The sequence below is a fragment of the Rhizobium sp. NZLR11 genome, assembly GCF_019685115.1.
Classification (GTDB): domain Bacteria; phylum Pseudomonadota; class Alphaproteobacteria; order Rhizobiales; family Rhizobiaceae; genus Rhizobium.
In genome coordinates this window covers 454,862-478,732 of sequence record NZ_JABDWD010000003.1, presented here as the reverse complement: position 1 = coordinate 478,732, position 23,871 = coordinate 454,862, and the positions used below count along the sequence as shown (strand labels likewise).

The 23,871-nt window shown below is 61.0% G+C and carries 23 protein-coding genes and 2 pseudogenes; 10 read left to right on the top strand and 15 right to left on the bottom strand.

Features of this window, described 5'->3' with window-relative positions; all coding sequences use genetic code 11:
* From HJB83_RS08655 to HJB83_RS08635, 5 genes and pseudogenes are all read right to left on the bottom strand, one after another.
* Window positions 1-196: pseudogene (locus HJB83_RS08655) on the bottom strand (sugar ABC transporter substrate-binding protein); the annotation flags it as partial.
* A gap of 88 nt (window positions 197-284) precedes the next feature.
* A complete protein-coding gene (locus HJB83_RS08650) occupies window positions 285-1,805 on the bottom strand; it encodes an aldehyde dehydrogenase family protein (RefSeq protein ID WP_207583866.1) in 1,521 nt (506 codons plus the stop codon).
* Entirely contained in the window at window positions 1,805-2,584 is a 780-nt protein-coding gene (locus HJB83_RS08645) for an enoyl-CoA hydratase/isomerase family protein (protein WP_207583865.1), read from the bottom strand. Before HJB83_RS08645 ends, HJB83_RS08650 begins: the two co-directional genes overlap by 1 nt.
* Window positions 2,577-4,190 carry an acyl CoA:acetate/3-ketoacid CoA transferase gene (locus HJB83_RS08640; protein ID WP_207583864.1) on the bottom strand — a complete coding sequence of 538 codons (1,614 nt, stop codon included), beginning with the start codon at window positions 4,188-4,190 and terminating at the stop codon, window positions 2,577-2,579. The genes HJB83_RS08645 and HJB83_RS08640 overlap by 8 nt, the downstream gene beginning before the upstream one ends.
* 9 nt (window positions 4,191-4,199) lie before the next feature.
* The gene (locus HJB83_RS08635; protein WP_207583863.1) at window positions 4,200-5,270 is read right to left on the bottom strand and encodes a LacI family DNA-binding transcriptional regulator; all 1,071 of its coding nucleotides are present in this window, start codon (window positions 5,268-5,270) and stop codon (window positions 4,200-4,202) included.
* Between the two features lie 259 nt (window positions 5,271-5,529).
* Between HJB83_RS08635 and HJB83_RS08630 the strand changes: the two are divergent.
* Both HJB83_RS08630 and HJB83_RS08625 read left to right on the top strand, forming a co-directional pair.
* Window positions 5,530-6,102, top strand: a pseudogene (locus HJB83_RS08630) (sensor histidine kinase); the annotation flags it as partial.
* Between the two features lie 58 nt (window positions 6,103-6,160).
* Window positions 6,161-6,784: a carboxymuconolactone decarboxylase family protein gene (locus HJB83_RS08625; RefSeq protein ID WP_221116278.1), complete on the top strand. Its 624-nt coding sequence runs from the start codon at window positions 6,161-6,163 to the stop codon at window positions 6,782-6,784.
* Between the two features lie 30 nt (window positions 6,785-6,814).
* Here the strand turns inward: HJB83_RS08625 and HJB83_RS08620 are convergent, their stop codons facing one another.
* Both HJB83_RS08620 and HJB83_RS08615 read right to left on the bottom strand, forming a co-directional pair.
* Window positions 6,815-7,786, bottom strand: a complete 972-nt coding sequence (locus HJB83_RS08620) for an alpha/beta hydrolase (RefSeq protein WP_207584293.1) — start codon at window positions 7,784-7,786, stop codon at window positions 6,815-6,817.
* 170 nt (window positions 7,787-7,956) lie between these two features.
* A complete protein-coding gene (locus tag HJB83_RS08615; RefSeq protein ID WP_221116277.1) occupies window positions 7,957-8,844 on the bottom strand; it encodes a LysR family transcriptional regulator in 888 nt (295 codons plus the stop codon).
* Window positions 8,845-8,976: 132 nt separating this feature from the next.
* Between HJB83_RS08615 and HJB83_RS08610 the strand changes: the two genes are divergently transcribed.
* On the top strand, window positions 8,977-9,828 hold the full coding sequence (locus HJB83_RS08610; protein ID WP_221116276.1) for an oxidoreductase: 852 nt from the start codon (window positions 8,977-8,979) through the stop codon (window positions 9,826-9,828).
* A 154-nt stretch (window positions 9,829-9,982) separates the two neighbouring features.
* The gene (locus tag HJB83_RS08605; RefSeq protein WP_207583859.1) at window positions 9,983-10,987 is read left to right on the top strand and encodes a ketopantoate reductase family protein; all 1,005 of its coding nucleotides are present in this window, start codon (window positions 9,983-9,985) and stop codon (window positions 10,985-10,987) included.
* Between the two features lie 41 nt (window positions 10,988-11,028).
* Here HJB83_RS08605 and HJB83_RS08600 read toward each other — a convergent pair whose 3' ends face one another.
* Window positions 11,029-12,021 (bottom strand): alpha/beta fold hydrolase, encoded by a 993-nt coding sequence (locus HJB83_RS08600; protein ID WP_207583858.1) that lies wholly within the window; start codon window positions 12,019-12,021, stop codon window positions 11,029-11,031.
* 117 nt (window positions 12,022-12,138) lie between these two features.
* Between HJB83_RS08600 and HJB83_RS08595 the strand changes: the two genes are divergently transcribed.
* Both HJB83_RS08595 and HJB83_RS08590 read left to right on the top strand, forming a co-directional pair.
* Entirely contained in the window at window positions 12,139-12,450 is a 312-nt protein-coding gene (locus HJB83_RS08595) for a DUF1883 domain-containing protein (RefSeq protein WP_207583857.1), read from the top strand.
* Window positions 12,451-12,694: 244 nt separating this feature from the next.
* Entirely contained in the window at window positions 12,695-13,369 is a 675-nt protein-coding gene (locus HJB83_RS08590; RefSeq protein WP_207583856.1) for a VIT1/CCC1 transporter family protein, read from the top strand.
* A 33-nt stretch (window positions 13,370-13,402) separates the two neighbouring features.
* Here the strand turns inward: HJB83_RS08590 and HJB83_RS08585 are convergent, their stop codons facing one another.
* Entirely contained in the window at window positions 13,403-14,719 is a 1,317-nt protein-coding gene (locus HJB83_RS08585; protein ID WP_221116275.1) for a replication-associated recombination protein A, read from the bottom strand.
* Window positions 14,716-16,119, bottom strand: coding sequence for a DegQ family serine endoprotease (locus tag HJB83_RS08580; RefSeq protein ID WP_221131562.1), 1,404 nt, complete (start codon window positions 16,117-16,119; stop codon window positions 14,716-14,718). Before HJB83_RS08580 ends, HJB83_RS08585 begins: the two co-directional genes overlap by 4 nt.
* A 260-nt stretch (window positions 16,120-16,379) precedes the next feature.
* Here HJB83_RS08580 and HJB83_RS08575 point away from each other — a divergent pair, with 260 nt between their 5' ends.
* Both HJB83_RS08575 and HJB83_RS08570 read left to right on the top strand, forming a co-directional pair.
* Complete coding sequence (locus HJB83_RS08575; RefSeq protein ID WP_221131561.1) at window positions 16,380-16,760, top strand: YkvA family protein; 381 nt, start codon at window positions 16,380-16,382, stop codon at window positions 16,758-16,760.
* 23 nt (window positions 16,761-16,783) lie between these two features.
* Entirely contained in the window at window positions 16,784-17,137 is a 354-nt protein-coding gene (locus HJB83_RS08570; RefSeq protein ID WP_207583852.1) for a lysozyme inhibitor LprI family protein, read from the top strand.
* 57 nt (window positions 17,138-17,194) lie between these two features.
* Here HJB83_RS08570 and ilvD read toward each other — a convergent pair whose 3' ends face one another.
* A complete protein-coding gene (gene ilvD, locus HJB83_RS08565; protein ID WP_207583851.1) occupies window positions 17,195-19,033 on the bottom strand; it encodes a dihydroxy-acid dehydratase in 1,839 nt (612 codons plus the stop codon).
* A gap of 438 nt (window positions 19,034-19,471) precedes the next feature.
* Here ilvD and msrP point away from each other — a divergent pair, with 438 nt between their 5' ends.
* A complete protein-coding gene (gene msrP / locus HJB83_RS08560; protein ID WP_207583850.1) occupies window positions 19,472-20,419 on the top strand; it encodes a protein-methionine-sulfoxide reductase catalytic subunit MsrP in 948 nt (315 codons plus the stop codon).
* Window positions 20,419-21,075 carry a protein-methionine-sulfoxide reductase heme-binding subunit MsrQ gene (gene msrQ / locus HJB83_RS08555; protein ID WP_207583849.1) on the top strand — a complete coding sequence of 219 codons (657 nt, stop codon included), beginning with the start codon at window positions 20,419-20,421 and terminating at the stop codon, window positions 21,073-21,075. Before msrP ends, msrQ begins: the two co-directional genes overlap by 1 nt.
* 10 nt (window positions 21,076-21,085) lie before the next feature.
* Here msrQ and HJB83_RS08550 read toward each other — a convergent pair whose 3' ends face one another.
* From HJB83_RS08550 to rpsK, 4 genes are all read right to left on the bottom strand, one after another.
* On the bottom strand, window positions 21,086-21,508 hold the full coding sequence (locus tag HJB83_RS08550) for a DUF2809 domain-containing protein (RefSeq protein WP_207583848.1): 423 nt from the start codon (window positions 21,506-21,508) through the stop codon (window positions 21,086-21,088).
* 178 nt (window positions 21,509-21,686) lie between these two features.
* A complete protein-coding gene (gene rplQ, locus HJB83_RS08545) occupies window positions 21,687-22,109 on the bottom strand; it encodes a 50S ribosomal protein L17 (RefSeq protein ID WP_007626063.1) in 423 nt (140 codons plus the stop codon).
* A 177-nt stretch (window positions 22,110-22,286) separates the two neighbouring features.
* The gene (locus HJB83_RS08540) at window positions 22,287-23,297 is read right to left on the bottom strand and encodes a DNA-directed RNA polymerase subunit alpha (RefSeq protein WP_003547579.1); all 1,011 of its coding nucleotides are present in this window, start codon (window positions 23,295-23,297) and stop codon (window positions 22,287-22,289) included.
* Between the two features lie 97 nt (window positions 23,298-23,394).
* Window positions 23,395-23,784 (bottom strand): 30S ribosomal protein S11, encoded by a 390-nt coding sequence (gene rpsK, locus HJB83_RS08535; RefSeq protein WP_007626065.1) that lies wholly within the window; start codon window positions 23,782-23,784, stop codon window positions 23,395-23,397.
* Between the last annotated feature and the right edge of the window lie 87 nt (window positions 23,785-23,871).

Here is a 23,871-nt window from a genome sequence, read left to right as displayed (position 1 = left end):
CGGCAACCGGCACGTCCTTCCAGGCAAAACCTTCCTTCGACAGATCCTGCTTCAAAACGTTCAGCGCCGCTGCCTCGCCGCCAGACGTCCACCAGTGCAGCATCTGAACTTCTTTTACGTCAGCTGCGCGAGCGGACACATGAGCGCCGGCCAGAGCCAATGCGATCACGGCAGTCGTGGTCAAAAACCTATTCATCGAAGATCCTCCCAGTTCCATTTTGGAAGATGCGGGACCCATTCCCGCACCAATCACCCGCCCTCCTCAGGCGTAGTTTCATTACCGGCTAAGCCAGCTTTTCCGTCTGCGGCATCCACCAGCCGGTGCGTTTGCCGATATGCATGTTCAGCGTCTTGGTCTCGGTGTAGTCCTCGACCGCATGGCGGCCGAGCTCGCGGCCGAGGCCGCTCTGCTTGTAACCGCCGAAGGGAAGCTCCGAGGCGCCGTCCATAAAGGTGTTCATCCAGACCGTCCCTGCCCGCACCGACCGGCCGATCGTCAGGCACGTGTCGAAATCGCGGCTCCAGACACCGGCCGACAGACCGTAGTCGATGGAATTGGCGATGCTGATCGCTTCTGCCGATGTCTCGAATGTCAGGACCGAAAGGACCGGGCCAAAGACCTCCTCGCGCGCCACCGCCATATCAGGGGTAACCTCTTCGAGGATCGTCGGCGACATGAACTGTCCCATGCCGAGGTCGAGCGTCTCGCCGCCATGCGCGATCCGAGCACCGCTGCTCCTGGCACCGGCGACATATCCTGAAATCTTCTCCAGGTGCTGCGGCGTGATAATCGCGCCGACCTGCGTCGATGGATCGAGCGGGTCGCCGACCTTCACTGCCTTCGACAACGCGGCAATCCGCTTGACGACATCGGAGGCGATTGATTTGTGCAGGATCAGCCGCGAGCCGGCGTTGCAGCACTCGCCGGCATTGAAATAGGCGCCGAAGACCGCAGCGTCGATGAACGCATCGAGATCGGCATCCGGAAAGACGATCTGTGGGTTCTTGCCCCCCAATTCCAACGACACCTTCTTCAGCGTCTGCGCCGCATTCGACATCGTCAGTTTTCCGACGCCGGTCGAGCCGGTGAAGGACACCATGTCGACGTCAGGATGAGAGGTCATGATGGCGCCGACCTCAGATCCCCCACCGGTGACAATGTTGACGACGCCATCCGGAACGCCTGCCTGCTGCAAGATCTCTCCGAGCACAAGTGTCGATCCTGAGGTCAGCTCCGAGGGTTTGACGACGGCGGTGCAGCCCGCGGCGAGCGCGAAGGGCAGCTTCTGGCCGACGATCAGGAACGGAAAGTTCCAGGGCGTGATGATCGCGACCACGCCAATCGCTTCGCGCAGGACGACGCCGAGCGTGCCGTCGCCGAGCGTATTGTAGCTTTCGCCATGGAGATCGCGTGCAAGAGCCGCCGCATAGCGCCAGATATCGACCGAGCCGGCAATTTCGCCCCGCACCTGCGTGATCGGTTTGCCTGCCTCGATAGCATCCAGAAACGCCAGCTCCTCTGCACGCGCGGCGATCAGATCGGCAGCTTTGAGCAGGATGGCGGACCGTTCGGACGCGGTCATGCGGGGCCATGGCCCGAGGTCGAAGGCCTTGCGTGCCGCAGCAATGGCGCGCTCGGCATCCGTCCTGCTGCCGGTCGGGAACCGGCTGACCACGACACCATGGCTTGGCGCGACACGCTCGATCGGATCGGCAGCGCCGGTCTCCCATTTGCCATCGATCAGCATCTTGAAATCACGCGCTTTGTGGTCGCTGAGCGCGGTGGGGTTGACGAGAACCGTCATTACCATTCTCCCTTGAACGTTGCCGGGCGCTTCTCGCTGAATGATGCGACGCCCTCCTTCAGATCGCCGGTCTTGGCGGCGAGGATCGAGCCCAGGGCTTCGACCGCGGTTCCATTGTCTTCACCATTCGCCGATGCGATCATCAACTTGGCGATCTCGACGGCAGCCGGCCCTCTTGCAGCAATCCTCTCAGCATATTCCCTGGCGGCGGCGAGTGAATTTCCTGTTGGAACGACTGCGTCGACGATGCCGAGCAGCCTTGCCTCCTCGGCGGTGAAGATCTCACCGCCGAGCGCCATGCGCCGGATGGCCTGCGCCCCGAACCGGCGCACGAGACGCTGGGTCCCCGACCAGCCCGGCACCATTCCGAGGCCGGTCTCCGGCAGGCCGATCTTGATGTGTTGCTCTGCGAGGCGAATGTCGGCAACGCCCGCCAGCTCCAACCCGCCGCCGAGGGCGTGGCCGTTCAGCGCCGCGACCAGCGGCACCCGTAGCGTCGCCAGTCTTTCGAAGATACGATGACCGTACCGAACCCAGAGATGACCGAATTCCTGCGGCAGCATTCCGCCCCAGGCCTTGATATCGCCGCCTGCGGAAAATCCCCTTCCTTCGCCCGTCAGAACGGCGGCGCGCACATCCGGGTTCGCCTCCACCGCGTCGGCCGCGTCCGCTAAGGCCTTCAGCATGTCGAGATCGAGCGCGTTCAGCTTCTCCGGACGGCAAATCGTCAGCGTCGCAACATGTCCGTCGATGTCAACTCTGACTGTTCCGCTAGCCATTGAAACCGCCCTCCAGCGTCCGTTCCCTTTTGGCTGGAAGCGACAGGCCGATGGCTGCCTCGCCGAAGAGTGCGGCGTCCATGACTTTCAGGTCGGGGGCGACGATCAGCGGAAACTCCGATTGATCCAGGATATGGGACTGGAGATCGACGCCGGGCGCAATCTCGGTGAGGACGATGCCATCCGGCATCAGCTTCATGACGCACCGCTCGGTGACATAGGTGATCTCCTGCCCCTGCTCGATCGCCCGCCTACCGCTGAAAGTGACATGCTCGACCGCGTTGACGAGCTTCTTCAGCTTGCCTTCCTTTTCGATGAGAAGAGCCCCATCGGCGATCGAAAGCTTTGCTCCGGCGTTGAACATGCCGGAGAAGACGATCTTCTTTGCCCGCGCCGTGATGTCGACGAAGCCTCCGGCGCCAGCCGTCACATGCGGCCGGAAGGAAAGCTTGGAGACGTTGACCGAACCGTCCTTGCCGATCTCGAGGAAGGACAGCAGCGACGCATCGAAACCTGCGCCCTGGAAGTAAGTGAACTGGTAGGGAGACGGCATATATGCATCCGCATTGGAGGCACAGCCAAATGCGAAGTCGAGCAGCGGCACGCCCCCGACCGCGCCTTGCTCGATCACCCAGGTGACTGCGCCGTGAAGGCCCTCCTCCAGCAGAATACGCGGCACGTTGGCCGAGATGCCAAAGCCGAGATTGACGCAGCTTCCCGATTGAAGTTCCTGCGCGACGCGGCGCGCGATGACTTTCTGAACATTGAATTCCGGAACGTGGAAGCTCGCGAGCGGGCGGAAGATCTCACCGGAAATTGCCGGATCGTACCCTGTCTGCGTCGTCTGCTTCTGATCGGGATCGACGATGATATAGTCGACCAGCATTCCAGGCACGCGGACGTCATGGGGTTTCAGCGAGCCTTCCTTGGTGATCCGCTTGACCTGCGCGATGACGATGCCGCCATTGTTGCGGGCGGCCAGCGCCTGATCGAGGCCGCCGAGATATGCGCCTTCATGTTCGTATGTAAGATTGCCACGCTCATCGGCGGTGGTGGCGCGGATAATGGCGACCTGAGGGACGATCGAGGGGAAGAACAGCCAGTCGTCACCCTCGAAGCCGACACGCTTGACCACCGGGTGTTCCGAAGCCAGCTCGTTCATCGCGCAGCCCTGCCGCTCGGGATCGACGAATGTGTCGATGCCGATCTTGGTCAGGACGCCCGGCCGTTTGGCGGCGGCTTCGCGATGGATGTCGAAGAGGATGCCGGAGGGAATATTGTATGCCGGGATCTCGTTATTGGTGATCATCTGCCAGATCAGCGGCGGCTCTGATGACGACGGTCCCGATGGATAGGAGCCGCCGATGATACGCTTGAGCAGACCCTTCCTGGCAATATGGTCGACGCCCTTGATGCCGCTCATGTCGCCGGCGGCGATCGGATGAAGGGTCGTCAAGTCACGGGGATGACCGGTCGCATCGAAACGCTCGCCAATGGCCCTCAGCATGAGATCCGGGCAACCGAGACCGCTCGATGACGATACCGTCACAATGGCGCCATCCGGGATCAACGCGGCCGCTTCGGCTGGGGTGAGATGCTTCTTCATATGCGTTGCTCAGCGTCCTGTTTCGATTTTTACGCTCTTGCCGGTCTTTGCCGGCGTGGTCTTGCCAGCGCCGCAGCTCTCGCGGACAACCAGGCGAACGGCTGTTATCACCGTCTCGGCCTCGGCCTTGCCGGCATTGATCTGCTTCAGAAGCATCTGTGCGCCGCGGCGCCCGATGCCTTGCGGATCGACCGAGACCGTGGTCAACGCCGGAACCGCTGCCTGAGCCTCGATGACATCGTCGAAACCCACCACTGCGAAGTCGGCGCCAGGCTCCAGACGGCGCGCGCGCAATCCGTCGCAAACGCCGAAGGCCACGGCATCGTTGAAGCAGACCGCTGCGGTCGGCCGACGGCCAAGCGTAATCGCCTTTCCGATCGCCTCTACCCCGCCGGCCCGCGACGGCGCGGATGAGACGACCAGATCCTCGTGATAATCGAGCCCGGCTGCCTCTACACCGCTTCGGTAACCGGCAAGCCGGTCGTCGAAGACGGCGGTGTCGGGAAAGCCGCCGAGAAAAGCGATGCGCTTGTGACCGAGGCCCGCCAGGTGCTTGACCGCCGACATCATGCCGGCCTGGTTGTCGGAGACGATCGACGAGACCTTGGCGCCGGGCAGGTTTCGAACGACCACCACCACCGGTATGCCGGCCGCCACGAGCGGCTTGAAATCGGCGGCATCGGTGGCGCGCGCCGGCGAGACGATCAGCCCCGAAATGCCATGCTCACGCATCGATGCGACGACCTCGCGCTGCCGGTCGATGCTTTCACTGGTGTTCGACAGGAACTGCACGAATCCGGCCGACTGAACGACCATATCGACGCCGACCGCCAGCTCGGCAAAGAAGCTGTTGGTCAGGTCGTTGACTACGACCCCTACGATCTTCGATTTGGCACCGGCTTGGCGAAGATTGGCTGCGCCGCGATTATAGACGTAGCCGAGTTCGCGCATCACGGCATTGACCTTGGCACGCGTCCCTTCATTGACCAGGGAGGAGCCCTGAAGCACCAGCGAAACCGTCGACTTGGAGACGCCGGCGGCCTTTGCGATGTCGATGACGGTTACCCGCGTCTTTGTCATTTCCCTCTCCGACCACGACGTCGACTGATGGATAAATATTTGGAACGTTCCAATTTTGTCAAGTGACATTTGCAGTCCCATTATCGATTTGTTCATTTCCCTTGAGAATTCAGCGCCGTTCTCGATCGTAATCTCAACCGGAAAATTGGAACGATCTAAATTCCAATCACTCGGCTGGCTTGTTTGTCAGGATCAGTGAACCCATGCCGAGTGATGTCAACGAGGTGGGAAAGGACAGCCCTGGCCTTCTGGACGAGCAGTCCGCGCATCGGTTAACCGGATCGTCGATCTTATGGAGAGCATCCTTTCGGCCGGGCGCCTCGACACCGGCAAAATCGATATCGGCTACGACGCCTGCGCCTTGAGATCATTGATAAGAACCTGTTGCGAGCGGCAGTCTTCGATCGCCAGGACGCACAGCTTTGTATTGGAGATCGACAGGCTACCTGAGTTCATCGATGCCGATCCGCGCACTTTGGCGCAGGTCTTTACCAACCTGCTGTCCAATGCCGTCAAATACGCGCTCGGAACCTCCGAAATTCGCGTCACGGCATGGGAGGAGACGGGAAACGTCACAGTCTCGGTCAGCGATGACGGCGTGGGGATCGATCCCGAAGACGTGCCCCGGCTGTTCCAGCGTTATTTTCGTGCGGGAACGTCGACTGGAATTGCCGGCACCGGCATCGGCCTCAATCTGGTGAAGCAGATCGTCGAACTGTACCACGGCTCGATCGAGGTTCGAAGCGCACGAGGGTGCGGATCGACCTTTAGCGTAACCCTTCCCACCGAGCGAACCGGTAACGCTTCTGCGAGCGGTGACGCTGCCTGTTAATTCAGGATTGCTGTCCTGCATATCTACCCTATCCTTCTCAATAGAGGAGGATCATGCCATGGCTTTCATTCACACCCCCAATGCATCCGCCAGCGAGAAGACGACGTCGATGTATGCGTCGGCCGAGGCGAATTATGGTTATCTGCCGAACATGTACCGTGCCTTCGGTCACCGGCCGGAGGTGATGGAGAACTGGGCAGCGCTGCTTTCGAGCATTCGCGGCCATATGAGCCTCAGGCGCTATGAGTTGGTGACGCTGGCGGCGGCCAAGGAGCTGAAATCCTCCTATTGCATGCTGGCGCACGGCTCGGTGCTGTTGCGCGAGGGCTTTACCAGCGACGGGCTGACGGCCGTTGTCAACGAGACGGAGAAAGCGCCGATCGATGCCGGCGAACGGGCGATCATGGCCTTTGCCGCCAAGGTGGCGCGCGACGCGACGTCGGTCACCCAGCAGGATATAGACGGGCTGAAGAAACACGGGCTGAGCGATGCCGAGGTCTTCGACATCACGGCCGCGGCAGCGGCCCGGTGTTTCTTCTCGAAAATGCTGGATGCGCTCGGCGCCGCGCCCGATCACGCCTATATCGAGCGGCTGGAGCCCAATATCAGAAAGGCGCTCAGCGTGGGCCGGGAAGTCGAGCGGCCGCTGGCGCCGTCACCGTCGCGTGGCACATCGCAATGAGAGAGTGAGTCCCTACTCTTGTGGCCCCTATTATTCCGGTTTGTCCTCAAAATGCCGGATCGCAAACTCGGCGAGATTCTGACTCGACCGATCGGCATCGTCGAGCAGCGAGGGAAACAACTGCCACTGATGCGGCATGCCTGGCCAGATCTCGGTGGTGACGTCCACCCCCGCCTGGCGCGCCTTGTCGGCGAGCCGCAACGTGTCATCCAGCAGGACTTCGCCGGAACCGACCTGTAGCAGCAGCGGCGGAAAGCCGGTCATATCGGCATAAAGCGGCGATGCCTGGGGATCGGTCGGCGACCGGTTGCCGAGATAGGCCTTGCGTAAGGCCCCGATCCAGTCTTTGCCGACCAGCGGATCGCTGTCGGCATTCGATGTCATCGATCCGCCCGTCGCGGCAAGATCGGTGATGGGGCTGAGCGCAATGACCGCCGCCGGCAGCGCCTTTCCGGCCTGCATCTGCCGGAGCACGGTTTCGATCGCGATATTGCCGCCGGCGCCGTCTCCCGCGATGACGATATTGTCATTGCGATAACCATTGTCGAGAAGCCAGCGATAGGCCGTCAGCGCGTCGTTGATCTGCGCGGGATAGGTATATTCGGGCATCAGCCGATAATCGACAAGAAGCACATCGCTGGATGCGGCCTTGGCGAGCGAGCCGGCAAGCAGGCTATGCGTGCGGATGGAGCCGCTGGAGAAGCCGCCGCCGTGAATATAGAGGATCATCCTTTGGCCGATCGGGTGATGTAGCCGGGCCGGCCACATCAGCTCGGCATCGACGCCGTCCGCATCGACCTGCCGGACCTGGATGCGGGTCGGCCCCGGCGTCGTTTCCATCAGCGCCCGAAAGGCTGTCCGCCGCTGCTGCAAGCCGTCGGCGCCGGCAAAATGATCCTTCCAGAGGCCGACGAGCTTTTCGACCTGCTCGCGTGAGGCCTGGCTTTGCGGTCCAATGTCCTTGCCGGCCGCCGCCGAAGCCAGCAGCATCAGCGCGGCCAATGTGGGCAACAGACCGCTGAGCCGCTTTGAAGCTCTTCGATTACCAGTTGGCAAAATTCGACCGTTCATCAACCTCTCCCGATGATGCTGGCCATGGCGGCCATGGCAGCATCATTGGCCAGTTCACGCGCAGGAGTCAAAAGGCTGAGGGATGCGAATCCTCACCTTTTTTACTCGGCTCTCATCGCGTCGATGACTGCCCTGAAGCCCGCCGACATGTGGCGTCGGCTCGGATAGTAGAGATAGAGCGGCTCCTCCGGCTGGCACCAGTCTTCCAACACCTGGATCAGTTCGCCATTGGCGATCGCCTTTTCCACGCGCGGTTCCCAGATATAGGCAAGACCGACACCGCCGAGCGCTGCCTGCATCATCAGTTCGTGATCGTCGAGCGACAGCGGTCCCGTCGGCTGAAAGCTCACCGCCTGGCCATCCTTCTCGAACTCCCAGGCATAGCGTGCACCTGACGGAAACATGTTCTGGATACAGAGATGGCGCTTGAGATCGTGCGGCGTCGCCGGCTTCGGCCGGGCCTCGAAATAGGCGGGCGAAGCGACGACGACCAAGCGGATGCGCGGCTTGATGCGCAGTGCGATCATGCCCTCGGTGAGGCGCTCACCGAAGCGGATGCCGGCATCGAAACCCTCCTCGACAATATCGACCAGCCTGTCTGTCGCGTTGATCTCCAACTGCAAATTGGGATTGCGTTGGAGCAACGGAGCAATGACGCGGCCGATGACGAAGGGGCCGATCGAATTCGGCACATTGATCCTCACCTTGCCGAAGGGCGTGTCGCGATATCGGTTCAACGCATCGAGCGCTGCTGCCATCTCGCCAAAGGCCGGGTCGAGATGCGAGATCAGCAGTTCGCCGGCCTCGGTCAGCGAGACGCTGCGCGTCGTACGGTTGAGCAGGCGAATGCCGATACGGTCTTCAAGGTTGAGCACGGCATGGCTGACTGCCGAAGCGGTGACACCCCTCTCCTCGCCGGCCTTGCGAAAACTCTTTTGCCGGGCAACGGCCGCAAAAGCCGCGAGTTCGGAAAGTTCGGTGGCACGCATTGCTGAATTTTGCTCATCATAGTTTCAAGAATAACAAATCTTATACAGCAACGGATTTTCGGTCAAATTCAACCCCGTCAGCACAGAGATGCGACGCCGAGACAAGCAAATAGTCCCCGAAAGGAATTCGTCATGAAAGTCTGGTTCATCACTGGTGCATCCCGCGGCTTCGGCGCGCTGATGACCAAGGAAGCCCTTGCATCAGGCGATGCCGTTATCGCCACCGCCCGCAACCCGAAGACCGTGACCGAGCAGTTCGGCGATCATCCGAATCTGCTTACCGTCGCACTCGATGTCACCAACGAGGCGCAGGCGAAAGACGCTGCGGCTACCGGCATCGCCCGCTTCGGCCGCATCGATGTTCTCGCCAACAATGCCGGCTACGGCCTGCTCGGCGCCGTCGAGGAAGCCACGGCCGAAGAGATCGAAAAGCTCTATGCCACGAATGTCTTCGGCCTGCTGAAGGTGACGCGCGCCGTGTTGCCTTATATGCGCCGCCAGCGTTCCGGCCATATTCTGAACTTCTCTTCGATCGGCGGTTACTTCGGCTATCCCGGCTGGGGCGTCTACGGCTCGACGAAATTCGCCGTCGAAGGCCTGTCCGAATCGATGGCCGCCGAACTCGAACCTTTCGGCATCACGGTGACGATCGTCGAGCCCGGCTTCTTCCGCACGGACTTCCTCGCCGATACGTCGCTGGCGGTGAGCCCGACCTCCATCGCCGATTACGAAGGCACGCCGGCCGGCAACATGCGCAATTTCGCCGCCGACGCCAATCATGCCCAGCCCGGCAATCCCGCCAAGCTCGCCGCCGGCATCATGAAGATGGTCAATTCAGCCAACCCGCCGCTGCGCATGCCGTTCGGCAGCGACACGGTGGCTGTGATCGAGGAGCAGCATGCCAGCGTCGAAAAGGAGCTTGCCGTCTGGCGTGAACTTGCCCTCTCCACGGATTTTTCGAGCGATGCAAAAGCCTCGGCCTGAGAGCCAAGGCCGGTACCGCCGCCGCATCCCGGATGTAAGGGTGCGGCGGCACTGTCGTTACGGCGGGACAGAGCGCCTTGCGGCATATTGGCATTCGCCTCACGCCGCGGATGGCCTAGATCTAAGGCAGACACCACCGTGAAGAGGCAAATCCATGTCCATCAAGACCATTTGCATTTATGGCGCCGGTGCCCTTGGCGGCGCCATCGCCGCCAAGCTCGCAAGCCGGGCCGATGACTACATCACTGTTTCCGTCGTCGCACGCGGGGCACATCTCGACGCCATCCGCAGCAACGGCCTCAGCCTGCGCGAAGCCGATGCGGAAACGCCGCTCAACGTGCGGCTGACCGCAACCGACGATCCCAAGACATTGCCGCCGCAAGATCTGGTCATCACCGGCCTCAAGGGCCATCAGTTGGCGCCCGCCGCCGCGGGTATCGCAGGCCTGCTGAAACAGGGCACCCGCGTCATAATGACCCTCAACGGCATTCCCTGGTGGTATTTCCATCGCGATACCAGGAGCGGGCATGCGGAGCTGCAATTCGATGAGCTCGATCCCAGCGGCAGGCTTTGGCGGCTGGTTGGCCCCGAGCGCGTGATTGGCTGCGTCGCCTATCAAGGCGCCGAAGTGGTCAATCCGGGTGAGATCCAGCTTTCCCACAAAGGACGCTTCGTGCTCGGCGAGCCGTCCGGCGAAATGTCTGTCGATCTGGAGGCCATAGCGGCGGTGCTGACCGGCGCCGATCTCGGCATTACGACCACTCCCGATATCCGAAGCGAAATCTGGAGCAAGTTGATGGGCAACGCTGCCTTCAACCCGATCAGCGCCCTGACACGGGCGCTGATGACAGACATCATGACGGATCCGGCGCTCATGGACATGGTGGGCAAAGTTATGAAGGAAGTGCTTGCCGTCGGCGATGCGCTCGGCGCGCATTTCAGCATGACAGTCGAGCAACGGCTGGAACAATCGCGCAATATTGGCGGCGTTCGGACATCGATGCTGCAGGACCTGATCGGCGGCAAGGCGCTCGAAATCACGCCGCTGGTCGGCATGCTGGTGGCGCTTGGACGCCTGACTGCAGTACCGACGCCGGTATCGGAGACGATCCTGGCGCTGGTGACGCAGCTGGATCGGGAAAACCGACGCGGCAGCTGATGGCGAAAAAAATGCGGCCGGGAAAAATCCGGCCGCCTCGCTTATCTTCCGACCTGCTCGGCCCAGTTCGGCGCCTTGCCGCCGCCGTCGAGGAAGGTCATTGCCACATTCGCCATGAGCGGCGAGGCGAAGGTCTCGTAGTGGGTGAGATCGGGCAGGATTGCCAGCCGGTTCTTCGACATGTTCTCCCGCATCCAACCGGCATCGCGCAGGCCGCCGCCGAGCTTGTGGTAGAAGTCAATCATATGCTCGGGACGGATCATGTCGGCATCGCCGTAGATCAGCATCACCGGCATGGTAAGCTTGGCGACCGCATCGCTATAGTCCTTGGGTTCGCGCATCAGCGCGCCCATGGCGTCGAGCAGTTTCGGAAATTCGGAAACGTCGGGCGCCACCGCCTTATAGGAGAGGAACATCGGCGAGTCCTTCATCATCTCGGCCATGCCGGCGCCGACGGCCGCCTGCTGCGGCAGCATCTCCGGGAAAAAGCCGTCCTGCGCATAGGGCGCCGAGAGGATCACCAGACGGCGCACCTGGTCGGGCGCGTTGGCCGCCATGTTCAGCGCCACCCCGCCACCGAAGGAATAGCCGAAGACGTCGAGCTTGTCGTAGCCGAGCTGCTTCACCAGGATTGCGAGATCGGCACCGATTGCCGCAAGGTCGATCGGCCGTTTGCCGAGCGGCGTGCGGCCATGTCCCTGCAGATCGACGGCGATCACCTGCCGGTGGTCGGCGAAAACAGGCATGACGGGCGCGAACATTTCGATCTGCCCGAGACCACCGTGAAGCAGCAGCAGCGGTTCGCCCTCGCCGCGGATCTCATAGTAATAATCGATGCCATTGACCGGCAGACTTCCCTTTTTGACGATCGGCGCTACTGCCTTCTCCTCGACAACGGGTACTTCACCGCCGGCGCTCGACATATCAGGGGCGGCCAGGAATGCGGCAGCCGTTGCGACCATCGAAATCAACGTCATCTTCGTCATGTCCTTGCTCCATGTTTGCGTCGATACCGCAAGGACGGCAGGGATCATGCTTTTCCGACACCGCGCTTAGAGATTTGTCGATTGAGGCTTCAAGACTGATTTCCAACTTTTCCTTAACCGGCATGCTGGTAAAATCTTCGCAGAGACTTCAGATGAACGAGACAGATGCCGAAACCGAATTTCCGCTTCACCCATTACGATATCAAGGAACAACGCGCCGGAACAATCGTCGAGGTGTCGTTGAATGCGGTGAACAATGTCCGCTTGATGACGGCGCCGAATTTCCAGCGCTTCACCGAGGTTCTCGATTTCAAATATATCGGCGGCGTGGCGCGTAAATCGCCGATCAAGATCGCCGTTCCAGAAAGCGGCCACTGGCATGTCGTCGTCGATATGGAAGGCCATCACGGGCTGGCGGATTCGTCCGTCAAGGTGATCGCCGGGCCTGGCAATCAGAAGACGCCGCGCGCTTCCTGAGCTTTACAGCACCGCGTCTCTACTCCGACGCGGTAGTGCTAAGCGCAGACGCGCTCTATAGACCCATCCAATCGAGCTGATCTTTGATCACGATCAATGAATCAAGCTGCCATGTCGATCACAATTCACCCGTTGCGAGCCGTAGCCGCCCAGAGCGCGAACCCATGCAAATCAGCTTAGCTTCCACGACCAGAGCGCTGGTGGAAACATCAAACCATGATCTTCATCACCTAGGAAGTGGTCCATGACTTCGAATCTGATCGGTCGTATCACCAATATCATTGATCCTGGCGATGCGCTCGGTGAAGTACTTTTCGGATTGATTATGGCGCTGACGTGGACGGTCGGTTCGAGGCTGGTTTTTGAAAAGGAAGGCTTAAATGTCCACGATCTGATCGTCGCAACGATCGGCTGCAACGTCGCTTGGGGGATTATTGACGCCGTCTTGTTCTTCCTCGGTACGACGTTTTACAAAAGCAGGCGGCTGCGCCTTTTTCGGCAAATCAAAACCGCCAGAAGCGAATCTGCGGCGCTGACGGTGCTCGCGAACGAATTCCCGATTGCAGAGGCACCGTTCTCGGCAAGGGGCGCCGACGCGGACGCACTCTATCGATCACTCCTGACGCTCGCATGCCGGGCCGATCCTGTGAAGGTGTCCCTACCGAAAGCTGATCTGTTTGCCGCAATCGCGGTCTTCGTTCTGGTCTCGGCCACGGCCATTCCCGCAGTGATCCCTTTCCTTCTCATCGACAGTGCGCACCTTGCGCTGAGAACCAGCAACCTGTTTCTCATCATGCTGCTGTTTGTGACGGGCTATGCGTGGGCGAGGTTTTCAGGAGGCAGGCCTTTTTATGCAGGGATGACGATGACTTGTCTCGGCTTGCTTCTGGTTGCAATAGCGATCGCGCTTGGCGGCTGAGCCCCGTTCACCAACCGAACAGGCCCAGACGCGTCAGCGCGGCTTGCGCTCCTTGCGAAGCTTGTCCCACCATTCCAGCCGCTTGCGGATTTCGCGCTCGAAACCGCGCTCCGGCGGATCGTAGAAGGTCTGGCGGCCCATCTTCTCCGGGAAATAATCCTGGCCGGAAAAGGCGTCCGGCTCGTCGTGGTCGTAGCGGTAACCGTCGCCGTAACCTTCGCCCTTCATCAGCTTGGTCGGCGCATTGAGGATATGCTTCGGCGGCAGCAGCGAGCCGTTCTGCTTGGCGGCTTGGCTTGCCGCCTTGAAGGCGGTGTAGACGGCATTCGATTTCGGCGCGGTGGCGAGATAGACGCAGGCCTGGGCCAGCGCCAGTTCGCCCTCGGGGGAACCGAGATACTCATAAGCATCCTTGGCGGCGTTGCAGATCACCAGCGCCTGCGGATCGGCAAGACCGATATCCTCCACTGCCATGCGTACCAACCGCCGGCCGAGATAGAGCGGATCCTCGCCGGCATCGAACATGCGGGCGAGATAATAGAGCGCGGCATCCGGGTCGGAGCCGCGCACGGATTTATGCAGCGCCGAGATCAGATTGTAATGGCCGTCCTGCGCCTTGTCGTAGACCGGGGCGCGGCGCTGGACGATTCGCGTCAGGCCTTCGGTGTCGAAGCTTTCACCCTCGCGCGCGGCGCGCCAAACCTCTTCGGCGAGCGTCAGCACCGCGCGACCGTCGCCGTCTGCCATGCGGATCAGGCTGACGCGAGCCTCCTCCGTCAGCGGCAGCGGCTTCTGCTCGATCGTCTCGGCGCGCTTCAGCAACTCCTCCAGGCTCTCCTCGTCATGCGACTTGAAGGTCAGCACGCGCGCGCGCGACAGCAATGCGGCGTTGAGTTCGAAGGACGGGTTTTCGGTGGTGGCGCCTACGAGGATGACGGTGCCGTCCTCCATGACCGGCAGAAAACTGTCCTGCTGGGCGCGGTTGAAGCGGTGGATCTCGTCGACGAAGAGCAGCGTCTGACGGCCATCCATACGCCGCAGGCGAGCGGTCTCGAACACCTTCTTCAGATCGGCGACGCCGGAAAAGATCGCCGATATCTGCTCGAAAGCCAAACCCGCCTCGCCCGAAAGCAGCCGCGCCACCGTCGTCTTGCCGGTGCCGGGCGGGCCCCAGAAGATCATCGAGCCGAGCGAACCGCTTTCGATCATTCTTTTCAGCACGCCGTCTTCACCGGTCAGATGCTCCTGACCGGTGACATCGGCAAGCGTCTTCGGCCGCAGCCGGTCGGCAAGCGGCCGCCTGGCGGCCACCTCCTCCGGAACACGCGGCGCGAAGAGATCATTGCTCATCGGAAGAACTGCCGGATGCGCTGACCGTCGCGCTCGATCTCCACCCGCCAGAGGCCGGGGTCGCTATCGGCGATTTCGGACAGTTCGCTGGTCGACTTCACGTCCGTGCCGTTGATCGAGACGATGATATCCTTCGGCTCGAAACCGAGACGGGCGGCAGGCGAATCCTCCTTCACCTCGGATACGACGACTCCTGCCGATTCCGACGGCATGCGCAGTTCGTCGGCGACCCGCGGCGACAGGTTCTCGACGACAGCGCCGCTAAACGGGGTGCGCCCGCCAATGGTGCGCTGGTCGCGCGGCGAGGTTTCCGGAGCGCGGTCGAGCGTCAGCGGCAGCTGCTGCTCGCGGCCGTTCTCGACGACGGTCAGTTTGACCGACTTGCCAAGACCGGCCGTCGTCAGCCGGTAAAGCAGCGCATCAGGATGTTCGACGGAAATACCGTCGACAGCGGTGACGATTTGGCCGGCCTTCAGCCCGGCCTTGGCGGCCGGCCCGCCTTCCGAAACCTTGACGACGAGCGCGCCGCGCGCTTTGTTTAGCCCCAGCGCCTCGGCGACTTCCGAGGTCACGGCATCGAAACTCGCGCCGACATAGGGCCGCTCGAAAGATTTGACGCCGGCATCTGCCGAGGTGAGGAAGACCTTGACGAGATTGGCGGGAATGGCAAAGCCGATGCCGTTCGAGCCGCCGCCGCGCGAGAAGATCGCCGTGTTGATGCCGATCAGTTCGCCTTTCATATTCATCAAGGCGCCGCCGGAATTGCCGGGATTGATCGAAGCATCGGTCTGGATGAAGAAGCCGAACTCGTTCCTGACGACCTGGTTGCGCGCAAGTGCGGAGACGATGCCGCTGGTCACCGTCTGGCCGACGCCGAAGGGGTTGCCGATTGCCAGCACGAGATCGCCGACCTCAACGGCATCGGAATTGCCGATCGGCAATGTCGGAAAACTTTCCTTGGTGTCGATCTTCAGCACGGCAAGATCGACACGGTCGTCGCGCAGCACCACCGTGCAGGGGAATTCGCGGCCGTCCGGCAGCGCAACCTTGATGTCGTCGGCGCCTTCGACGACGTGATTGTTGGTCACGACGGTGCCGTTCGCCTCGACGATGACGCCGGAGCCGAGCGATGACTGCTTCTCGGAACGGTTCGGCATCTGCTGGCCGAAAAACTGCTCGAAGAAGGGATCGCCGGCAAAGGGCGACTGCCGCCGGACGGTCTTTTCCGCATAGACATTGACGACGGCGCCCGACGTTTGTTTGACGAGCGGCGCGAAGGAGAGCTGCATCTGCATCTGGCTTTCGGGCACGGTCTTTGCCGTCTGCGCATTGGCCGCAGCTGGCAGAACGAGCATGAGAGCGAACAGCGAGACGGAGACGCGCTTGAACAGGCCTTGCATGGGTATCCCTTTTGAATCCTCGTGTGGAACGTTTTAGAGCATGATGCCGAAAAGTGTGAGCGGTTTTCGGACGACCTCATGCTCTAACTACCTAATTGCGAACAAGATTCAGATTTTAGACCGAACCGGCCTAAAATCTGAATCTTGTTCTGTGGCCCGACGCTAGAAAGGAAAGAGGGCGGAAGCATGGAAGAATAAGGCCATGGGACGTCTTGGAAACCGATTGAAGTCATTGCGAACTTGATTCAGGAATTTCGGCCATGCAACTGATATCAAGAGCCAAAAACTGGGCGAAGTCACTGAAGCGTGACATCGTAGCTCTGTGGCTTGCCGCCCGAGACCCTCGCGTGCCTTGGCATGCCAAAGCGGTGGCCGGCGCCGTTGCCGCATACGCCCTGTCGCCCATCGATCTCATCCCAGATTTCATTCCCGTGCTCGGTTATCTCGACGATCTGCTGATCGTGCCGCTCGGCATCATGTTGGCGACCCGGCTCGTTCCGGCTGACGTGATGACTGCGCTTCGAGAGCAGGCGACAAAGCGCCTCGAGCGCCCCTCCAGTCGTCTCGGATTGATCTTCATCCTTGCCGTCTGGCTCGCCTGCATCATCTTCCTGGCTCTGACATTGCGCAAACTGGTTTGACCGGCGACAACAGGGATATTGGAATGATGACGGCAAGAGCGATGACGATAGTCTTTGGCTTTGCGATTTCGATCTTTGCATCGGATATGGCCCAGGCGGCGAGCTTCGACTGCGATGCGAAAGAATTGAAGCCGGACGAAAAGGCGATCTGCGACAACCGCGCGCTCAACGATGCCGACGTGAAGATGGTGACGACCTTCGAGCTGCTTTCCGGTCTGCTGGCGATGGGCTCACGCGGAACATTGCAGGACGAGCAGACAGCCTGGCTGAAAAAACGACAGGAATGCGCGGCGGATGCCGTCTGTATCAAGGCTGCCTATGACGAGCGGCTGAAGCAACTCGGCGAGACCTATAAAAACATCAACCGGCCGCTTTAAAAGCGACCGGTCGGTGGAGTAGCTGACTCTCAATCAGCGGGGAATAGCTTCGACCAGTTAGCGGGCGTTCAGATCCCGCACGGCGCCGCGATCGGCACTTGTCGCGAAGGCGGCATAGGCCTTCAGCGCCGTCGTGACGTTGCGCTTGCGCACTTCGACCGGATGCCAGCCCTTGGCGTCCTGATCGGCACGGCGGACGGCAAGTTCGGTCTCGCTGACGCGCAGGCTGATCGTCCGGTTCGGGATGTCGATGTCGATCATGTCGCCCTCACGCACCAAGCCGATCGTGCCGCCATTTGCCGCTTCCGGCGAGGCGTGGCCGATCGACAGTCCGGAGGTGCCGCCGGAGAAGCGGCCGTCGGTGATGAGCGCACAGGCCTTGCCGAGGCCCTTCGACTTCAGATAGCTCGTCGGATAGAGCATTTCCTGCATTCCGGGGCCGCCCTTCGGGCCTTCGTAGCGGATGACGACGACATCACCCGCTTTGACCTCGTTGGCGAGGATTGCCTTGACGGAAGCGTCCTGGCTTTCGAAGACGCGGGCCGGGCCGGAGAATTTCAGGATCGATTCATCGACGCCTGCCGTCTTGACGATGCAGCCGTCAATCGCAAGGTTGCCCTTGAGTACGGCAAGACCACCATCCTTGGAGAAAGGATGTTCGACCGAGCGGATGACGCCGTTCTCGCGATCGGTGTCAAGTTCGTCCCAGCGGGCTTCCTGGCTGAAGGCGACCTGGGTCGGGATGCCGCCGGGTGCGGCGCGATAGAAGTTGCGCACGGTTTCGCTGTTGGTGCGGGTGATATCCCAGCGGTCGATCGCATCACCCAGCGTCTCGGCATGCACGGTCGGGCAATCGCGATTGAGCAGACCGCCCTTGTCGAGTTCGCCGAGGATCGACATGATGCCGCCGGCGCGGTGCACATCTTCCATATGAACATCGCTCTTGGCGGGTGCGACCTTCGACAGGCACGGCACCCGGCGCGACAGCGCGTCGATATCGGCCATGGTGAAATCAATCTCGCCTTCGTGGGCGGCAGCAAGGATGTGCAGCACCGTGTTGGTCGAGCCGCCCATGGCGATATCGAGCGTCATGGCATTCTCAAAAGCCTGCTTGGAAGCGATGGTGCGCGGCAGCGCCTTGATGTCGTCCTGCTCGTAATAGCGGCGGGCGAGATCGACGATCAGATGGCCGGCCTCGACGAAGAGGCGCTTGCGGTCGGCGTGGGTTGCGAGCGTCGAGCCGTTGCCGGGCAGCGACAGGCCGAGCGCTTCCGTCAGGCAGTTCATCGAATTGGCGGTGAACATGCCGGAGCAGGAGCCGCAGGTCGGACAGGCCGAGCGTTCGATGGTCTGGACGTCCTCGTCGCTGATCTTGTCATCGGCTGCGGCGACCATGGCATCGACGAGGTCGAGCGCGTGCGTCTTGCCGTGCAGCACGACCTTGCCCGCTTCCATCGGGCCGCCGGAGACGAAGACCGTCGGGATGTTGAGGCGCAGCGACGCCATCAGCATGCCGGGAGTGATCTTGTCGCAGTTGGAGATGCAGACCATGGCGTCGGCGCAATGGGCATTGACCATGTATTCGACGCTGTCGGCGATGAGCTCGCGCGAGGGCAGCGAATAAAGCATGCCGTCATGGCCCATGGCGATGCCGTCGTCGACGGCGATCGTGTTGAATTCCTTGGCGACACCGCCGGCCGCCTCGATTTCGCGGGCAACGAGCTGGCCGAGGTCTTTCAGGTGCACGTGACCGGGCACGAACTGGGTGAAGGAATTCACCACCGCGATGATCGGCTTGCCGAAATCCGAATCCTTCATGCCCGTGGCGCGCCAAAGGCCGCGCGCGCCTGCCATGTTGCGGCCGTGGGTCGTGGTTCTGGAACGGTAGGCTGGCATCGGTGTCTTCCTCGACGTGGCGGAGATCATCAGGCGAAGCGGGACGGCATTGAGCCTGCAGCCGGGCAACGCTGCTTTTTGGAATTGTCCTAATCCAATCGGCGGGGGCTGTCACTACCGGCAAGGCCAAATCCGGTACGCTGCCCGGAGAAGCGCCTTGTACGATCGATCATATACGGTCTGGCGCGACATTGGGTTACAACCTATTCCATCACGACCGAACACAAAAAATTGGCTTCCCGTCAGCAATATTCAAGGCTTAGACACTAAAGCGCATCGCGATCTTTCAGATTCGCTCCCCGCACTTTAGGCCTTTGTTTATACGCATGTCGTTATCGCAAAACCGCTGCACACTTTTGCGCGACGTGCTTTAATCCTGTTATGCCGGCGGTTCGCTTAGGGACTATATTCCGAAGATCCGCCCAGGAGGTTTTCGACATGCCAAGCTATCGCCCACCGAAGATCGCGTCGTCCGAGATCACACCACGCCAGATATACCTGCGCCGTCGTGAATTTCTGGGCGCGGCAGCACTTGGGGCCTTTGGGCTCTACAGCACCGGCAAGGCGAGTGCTGCGGCGCTCTCCGCGGTCGAAAGCAAGTACAAGGTCGACGAGAAGCCGACGCCGATCAAGGACGTCACGACCTACAATAATTTCTATGAGTTCGGCCTCGACAAGGCCGATCCAGCCGCGAATTCCGGCGATTTCAAGCCGCTGCCTTGGACAATCAAGGTCGACGGCATGGTCAACAAACCAGGCACTTTCGACCTCGAGGCGCTGATCAAGGAATTTCCGATCGAGGAGCGCACCTATCGCATGCGCTGCGTCGAGGCGTGGTCGATGGTCATTCCCTGGGACGGCTTTCCGTTGGCATCGCTGCTCGACAAGGTAGAGCCGCTCGGCAGCGCCAAATACGTCGCCTTCGAAACCGTGGTGCGGCCAGACGAGATGCCGGGACAAAAGGGCTTCTTCCAGTCGCTCGACTGGCCCTATGTCGAGGGTCTGCGCCTCGACGAGGCGCGTCATCCGCTGACGTTGCTGGCCGTCGGGCTTTATGGCGAAACGCTGCCGAACCAGAATGGTGCGCCGGTCCGTCTCGTCGTGCCATGGAAATATGGCTTCAAGGGCATCAAGTCGATCGTCAGGATCACGCTTAGCGACCAGCAGCCGAAGAACACCTGGCAGGTCACCAATGCGCAGGAATACGGCTTCTACGCCAACGTCAACCCCGCAGTCGACCACCCGCGCTGGAGCCAGGCGAGCGAGCGGCGCATCGGCGAAAGCGGCTTCTTCGGCGCGAGCCGCCACCCCACCCTGCCCTTCAACGGTTATGCCGACGACGTGGCGAGCCTTTATGCCGGCATGGATCTGAAAGCGAATTTCTGATGGCGGAACTATCGCTTGCCATTCCCAAGCGCTGGCAGCCCGCCTCCGTCTGGCTGCTTTACGCCATCGGGCTTTTGCCGGCGGCCTGGACCTTCTATCTCGGAGCGACCGATCAGCTCGGCGCCGATCCGGTCAAGACCTTCGAGCTTTTCCTCGGCATCTGGACGATCCGTTTCCTGATCGCAACGCTTGCCGTCTCCCCTGCCCGCGAGCTCTTCGGCTGGAACTATCTGCGTTATCGCCGCGCGCTGGGCCTGCTGACCTTCTACTATGCGCTGATGCATTTCACCGTCTACATGGTGCTCGACCAGGCGATGGATATCCATGCCGTCATCAACGACGTGCTGAAGCGTCCCTTCATCATGTTCGGCATGGCCGGCCTTGCGATGCTCATTCCGCTGGCGGTGACATCCAATAATTTCTCGATCCGCCGCCTCGGCAAGAATTGGATCTGGCTGCACCGCCTGGTCATTATCATCGCCGCCTGCGGAGCGCTGCACTTCGCGCTCTCGACCAAGATCCTCGATCTCCAGCAATATATCTATGTCGGGCTGATCATCGCCCTCATCCTCTACCGCTCCTATCGCCCGATCGCGCGCAGCCGGAAGAAAGGCCAGGGGCGAACGCGCAATCGCGCGATGGCGTCGGCTTCGTGAGACGGCAAACTTAAAGGCCGGACCTCATCGCAACCCGCCGGGCGGGATCGAAGGCGCAGGCCGCGGCGATCCCGATTGCATAGGCCAGCATGTTCCAGAGCGAAAATATCCGGCCGAGCAGCAGTGCCCCTGCGGTCGTCAGCCGAAACGCGTCGAGCCAGGGCGTGTGATAGAGCCGGAACAACTCCACTGAGATCGCTATGACCAGCGCTATGACAGCAAGGATGGCCGGCCGTGACCTTGCGACAAAGAGGGCTACGAGCAGATAGACCATCGCTCCCCAGAACGCCGAGCCCCCATATTTGACGACGACGAAGGGCAGATCGACCGCATAGCCGAACCGTCTCAGCGCCAGCCCAAGTGCTATCACCACAAGCAGGGCGGCGAGGCGGAGGAACCGCACTTGAGAGCGAGTCTGAACGATGTCGCGCAATGAGACCTATCCTATATCAGTCAGCCCGTTGGACGGTTGAGGTGGAGATTGCGAATGATCGACGAGCTGCGGTTTGTCTTCGCAGATCGGCGCCCCACTTTCGTCTGCGACCGATGCACAAACAAAAACAGCCGGGCTTTGCGAGCCCGGCTGTTTTGTTTCCGCCGGAGCGGAAGATTTAAGCGGCGACGGCCTGCTCTTCGGCAGCGACGCGGGCCTTGTCGGCTGCGCCCTTGGCGAAGGTGTCGCGATCAACGAATTCGATCACGGCCATGGCGGCATTGTCGCCCTGGCGGAAGCCGGCCTTCATGATGCGCAGGTAGCCGCCGTTGCGGGTGGCGTAACGCGTTGCAATCGTATCGAACAGCTTCGAAACGACGGCGGCATCGCGGATCTGCGAAATCGCCTGACGGCGAGCGTGCAGGTCGCCGCGCTTGCCGAGCGTGACGAGCTTCTCGACGATCGGGCGGATTTCCTTGGCCTTCGGCAGGGTCGTGACGATCTGCTCGTGGGTAATCAGCGAAGCGGCCATGTTGGCGAACATCGCCTTGCGGTGGCTTGCAGTTCTATTCAGCTTGCGGCCGGCTTTACCATGGCGCATTGCTATTCTCCTTTAATGCAGGTGCCCTTACGCTAAGTGGGCCTGCCGTTTCCTGGCACATGCAGGCGATCGGCCTGCTGTTTGACGGGGAAAGGCAGCCGAAAGAGCCTGCCTTCTGTTATGTTCTTGCGATCGGCGTGCGGGCGGAAAACCGCTTCACACTTTTCCTCACGCCGCTCAGTATTGGTCTTCGTAACGCTTGGCGAGATCTTCGATGTTCTCGGGCGGCCATGCCGGCACTTCCATGCCGAGGTGCAGGCCCATGGAAGCGAGAACTTCCTTGATTTCGTTCAGCGACTTGCGACCAAAATTCGGCGTGCGGAGCATTTCTGCTTCGGTCTTCTGAATGAGGTCGCCGATATAGACGATGTTGTCGTTCTTCAGGCAGTTTGCCGAACGGACCGACAATTCGAGTTCGTCCACCTTCTTGAGGAGAGCCGGGTTGAAAGCGAGTTCGGTGACTGCTTCCTCTTCGGTTTCCTTCTGCGGCTCGTCGAAGTTGACAAAGACGCCAAGCTGATCCTGGAGGATGCGCGCCGCAAAAGCGACGGCGTCTTCGCCGGTGATCGAGCCATCGGTTTCGATGGTCATGTTCAGCTTGTCGTAGTCGAGAACCTGTCCTTCGCGGGTATTTTCAACCTTGTAGGACACCTTCTTGACCGGCGAATAGAGGCTGTCGACCGGGATGAGACCGATCGGAGCATCTTCCGCACGATTGCGTTCGGCCGGAACGTAGCCCTTGCCGTTGTTGACGGTGAACTCCATGCGGATTTCGGCACCCTCGTCGAGCGTGCAGATGACATGCTCGGGGTTGAGGATTTCGATATCGCCGACCGTCTGGATGTCGCCAGCCGTGACAACACCCGGACCCTGCTTGCGCACGACCATGCGCTTTGCGTCGTCGCCATCCATCTTGATGGCGATTTCCTTGATGTTGAGCACGATGTCCGTCACGTCTTCGCGGACGCCCGGAATCGAAGAGAATTCATGCAGCACGCCATCGATCTGCACCGCCGTGACGGCAGCGCCGCGCAGCGAGGAGAGCAGAACGCGGCGAAGCGCATTGCCGAGGGTGAGGCCGAAGCCGCGCTCCAGCGGTTCGGCAACAAGCGTCGCCCTGGTGCGCGAGCTCGAGGAGAACTCCACCTTGTTCGGCTTGATCAGTTCCTGCCAGTTCTTCTGAATCATGAGTTTGCCTTCCGTTCGTTGCCACCATCCAATCGTGGCAACCGAGCTTGAAAACCACCGGGAGCGCCAAGGCGCTCACCAGTGACGAGAGCGATGATCAGACGCGGCGCTTCTTGCGCGGACGGCAGCCATTGTGCGGGATCGGGGTCACGTCGCGGATGGACGTGATCATGAAACCAGCAGCCTGGAGCGCGCGCAGAGCCGATTCGCGACCCGAACCCGGACCACAAACTTCGACTTCCAGCGACTTCATGCCGTGCTCCTGAGCCTTCTTGGCGCAGTCTTCGGCAGCCATCTGGGCAGCGAACGGGGTCGACTTGCGCGAGCCCTTGAAGCCCTTGGCGCCAGCCGAAGACCAAGCAATCGCGTTGCCCTGGGCATCGGTGATGGTGATCATCGTGTTGTTGAAGGTCGAGTTGACGTGAGCGACACCCGACGAGATATTCTTGCGTTCACGACGGCGAACGCGGACGGCTTCCTTAGCCATGGTATTCCTTTCGTTGATCTCTTCGCCGCCGTAATGCCAGCGGCTACACCGGAACGGCGCCTATACGGTCCCGCTCCAAACTCAAAA

Excerpts from the sequence above, each read along its gene's own strand:
- msrQ (WP_207583849.1), top strand. The coding sequence starts at position 20,419 with ATGGCGGAACTATCGCTTGCCATTCCCAAGCGCTGGCAGCCCGCCTCC.
- HJB83_RS08610 (WP_221116276.1), top strand. The coding sequence starts at position 8,977 with ATGAAAGTCTGGTTCATCACTGGTGCATCCCGCGGCTTCGGCGCGCTG.
- rplQ (WP_007626063.1), bottom strand. The coding sequence starts at position 22,109 with ATGCGCCATGGTAAAGCCGGCCGCAAGCTGAATAGAACTGCAAGCCAC.
- HJB83_RS08585 (WP_221116275.1), bottom strand. The coding sequence starts at position 14,719 with ATGAGCAATGATCTCTTCGCGCCGCGTGTTCCGGAGGAGGTGGCCGCC.
- HJB83_RS08605 (WP_207583859.1), top strand. The coding sequence starts at position 9,983 with ATGTCCATCAAGACCATTTGCATTTATGGCGCCGGTGCCCTTGGCGGC.
- rpsK (WP_007626065.1), bottom strand. The coding sequence starts at position 23,784 with ATGGCTAAGGAAGCCGTCCGCGTTCGCCGTCGTGAACGCAAGAATATC.
- HJB83_RS08580 (WP_221131562.1), bottom strand. The coding sequence starts at position 16,119 with ATGCAAGGCCTGTTCAAGCGCGTCTCCGTCTCGCTGTTCGCTCTCATG.
- HJB83_RS08590 (WP_207583856.1), top strand. The coding sequence starts at position 12,695 with ATGACTTCGAATCTGATCGGTCGTATCACCAATATCATTGATCCTGGC.
- HJB83_RS08575 (WP_221131561.1), top strand. The coding sequence starts at position 16,380 with ATGCAACTGATATCAAGAGCCAAAAACTGGGCGAAGTCACTGAAGCGT.
- HJB83_RS08570 (WP_207583852.1), top strand. The coding sequence starts at position 16,784 with ATGATGACGGCAAGAGCGATGACGATAGTCTTTGGCTTTGCGATTTCG.
- HJB83_RS08635 (WP_207583863.1), bottom strand. The coding sequence starts at position 5,270 with ATGACAAAGACGCGGGTAACCGTCATCGACATCGCAAAGGCCGCCGGC.
- msrP (WP_207583850.1), top strand. The coding sequence starts at position 19,472 with ATGCCAAGCTATCGCCCACCGAAGATCGCGTCGTCCGAGATCACACCA.
- ilvD (WP_207583851.1), bottom strand. The coding sequence starts at position 19,033 with ATGCCAGCCTACCGTTCCAGAACCACGACCCACGGCCGCAACATGGCA.
- HJB83_RS08595 (WP_207583857.1), top strand. The coding sequence starts at position 12,139 with ATGCCGAAACCGAATTTCCGCTTCACCCATTACGATATCAAGGAACAA.
- HJB83_RS08600 (WP_207583858.1), bottom strand. The coding sequence starts at position 12,021 with ATGATCCCTGCCGTCCTTGCGGTATCGACGCAAACATGGAGCAAGGAC.
- HJB83_RS08650 (WP_207583866.1), bottom strand. The coding sequence starts at position 1,805 with ATGACGGTTCTCGTCAACCCCACCGCGCTCAGCGACCACAAAGCGCGT.
- HJB83_RS08645 (WP_207583865.1), bottom strand. The coding sequence starts at position 2,584 with ATGGCTAGCGGAACAGTCAGAGTTGACATCGACGGACATGTTGCGACG.
- HJB83_RS08615 (WP_221116277.1), bottom strand. The coding sequence starts at position 8,844 with ATGCGTGCCACCGAACTTTCCGAACTCGCGGCTTTTGCGGCCGTTGCC.
- HJB83_RS08640 (WP_207583864.1), bottom strand. The coding sequence starts at position 4,190 with ATGAAGAAGCATCTCACCCCAGCCGAAGCGGCCGCGTTGATCCCGGAT.
- HJB83_RS08625 (WP_221116278.1), top strand. The coding sequence starts at position 6,161 with ATGGCTTTCATTCACACCCCCAATGCATCCGCCAGCGAGAAGACGACG.
- HJB83_RS08540 (WP_003547579.1), bottom strand. The coding sequence starts at position 23,297 with ATGATTCAGAAGAACTGGCAGGAACTGATCAAGCCGAACAAGGTGGAG.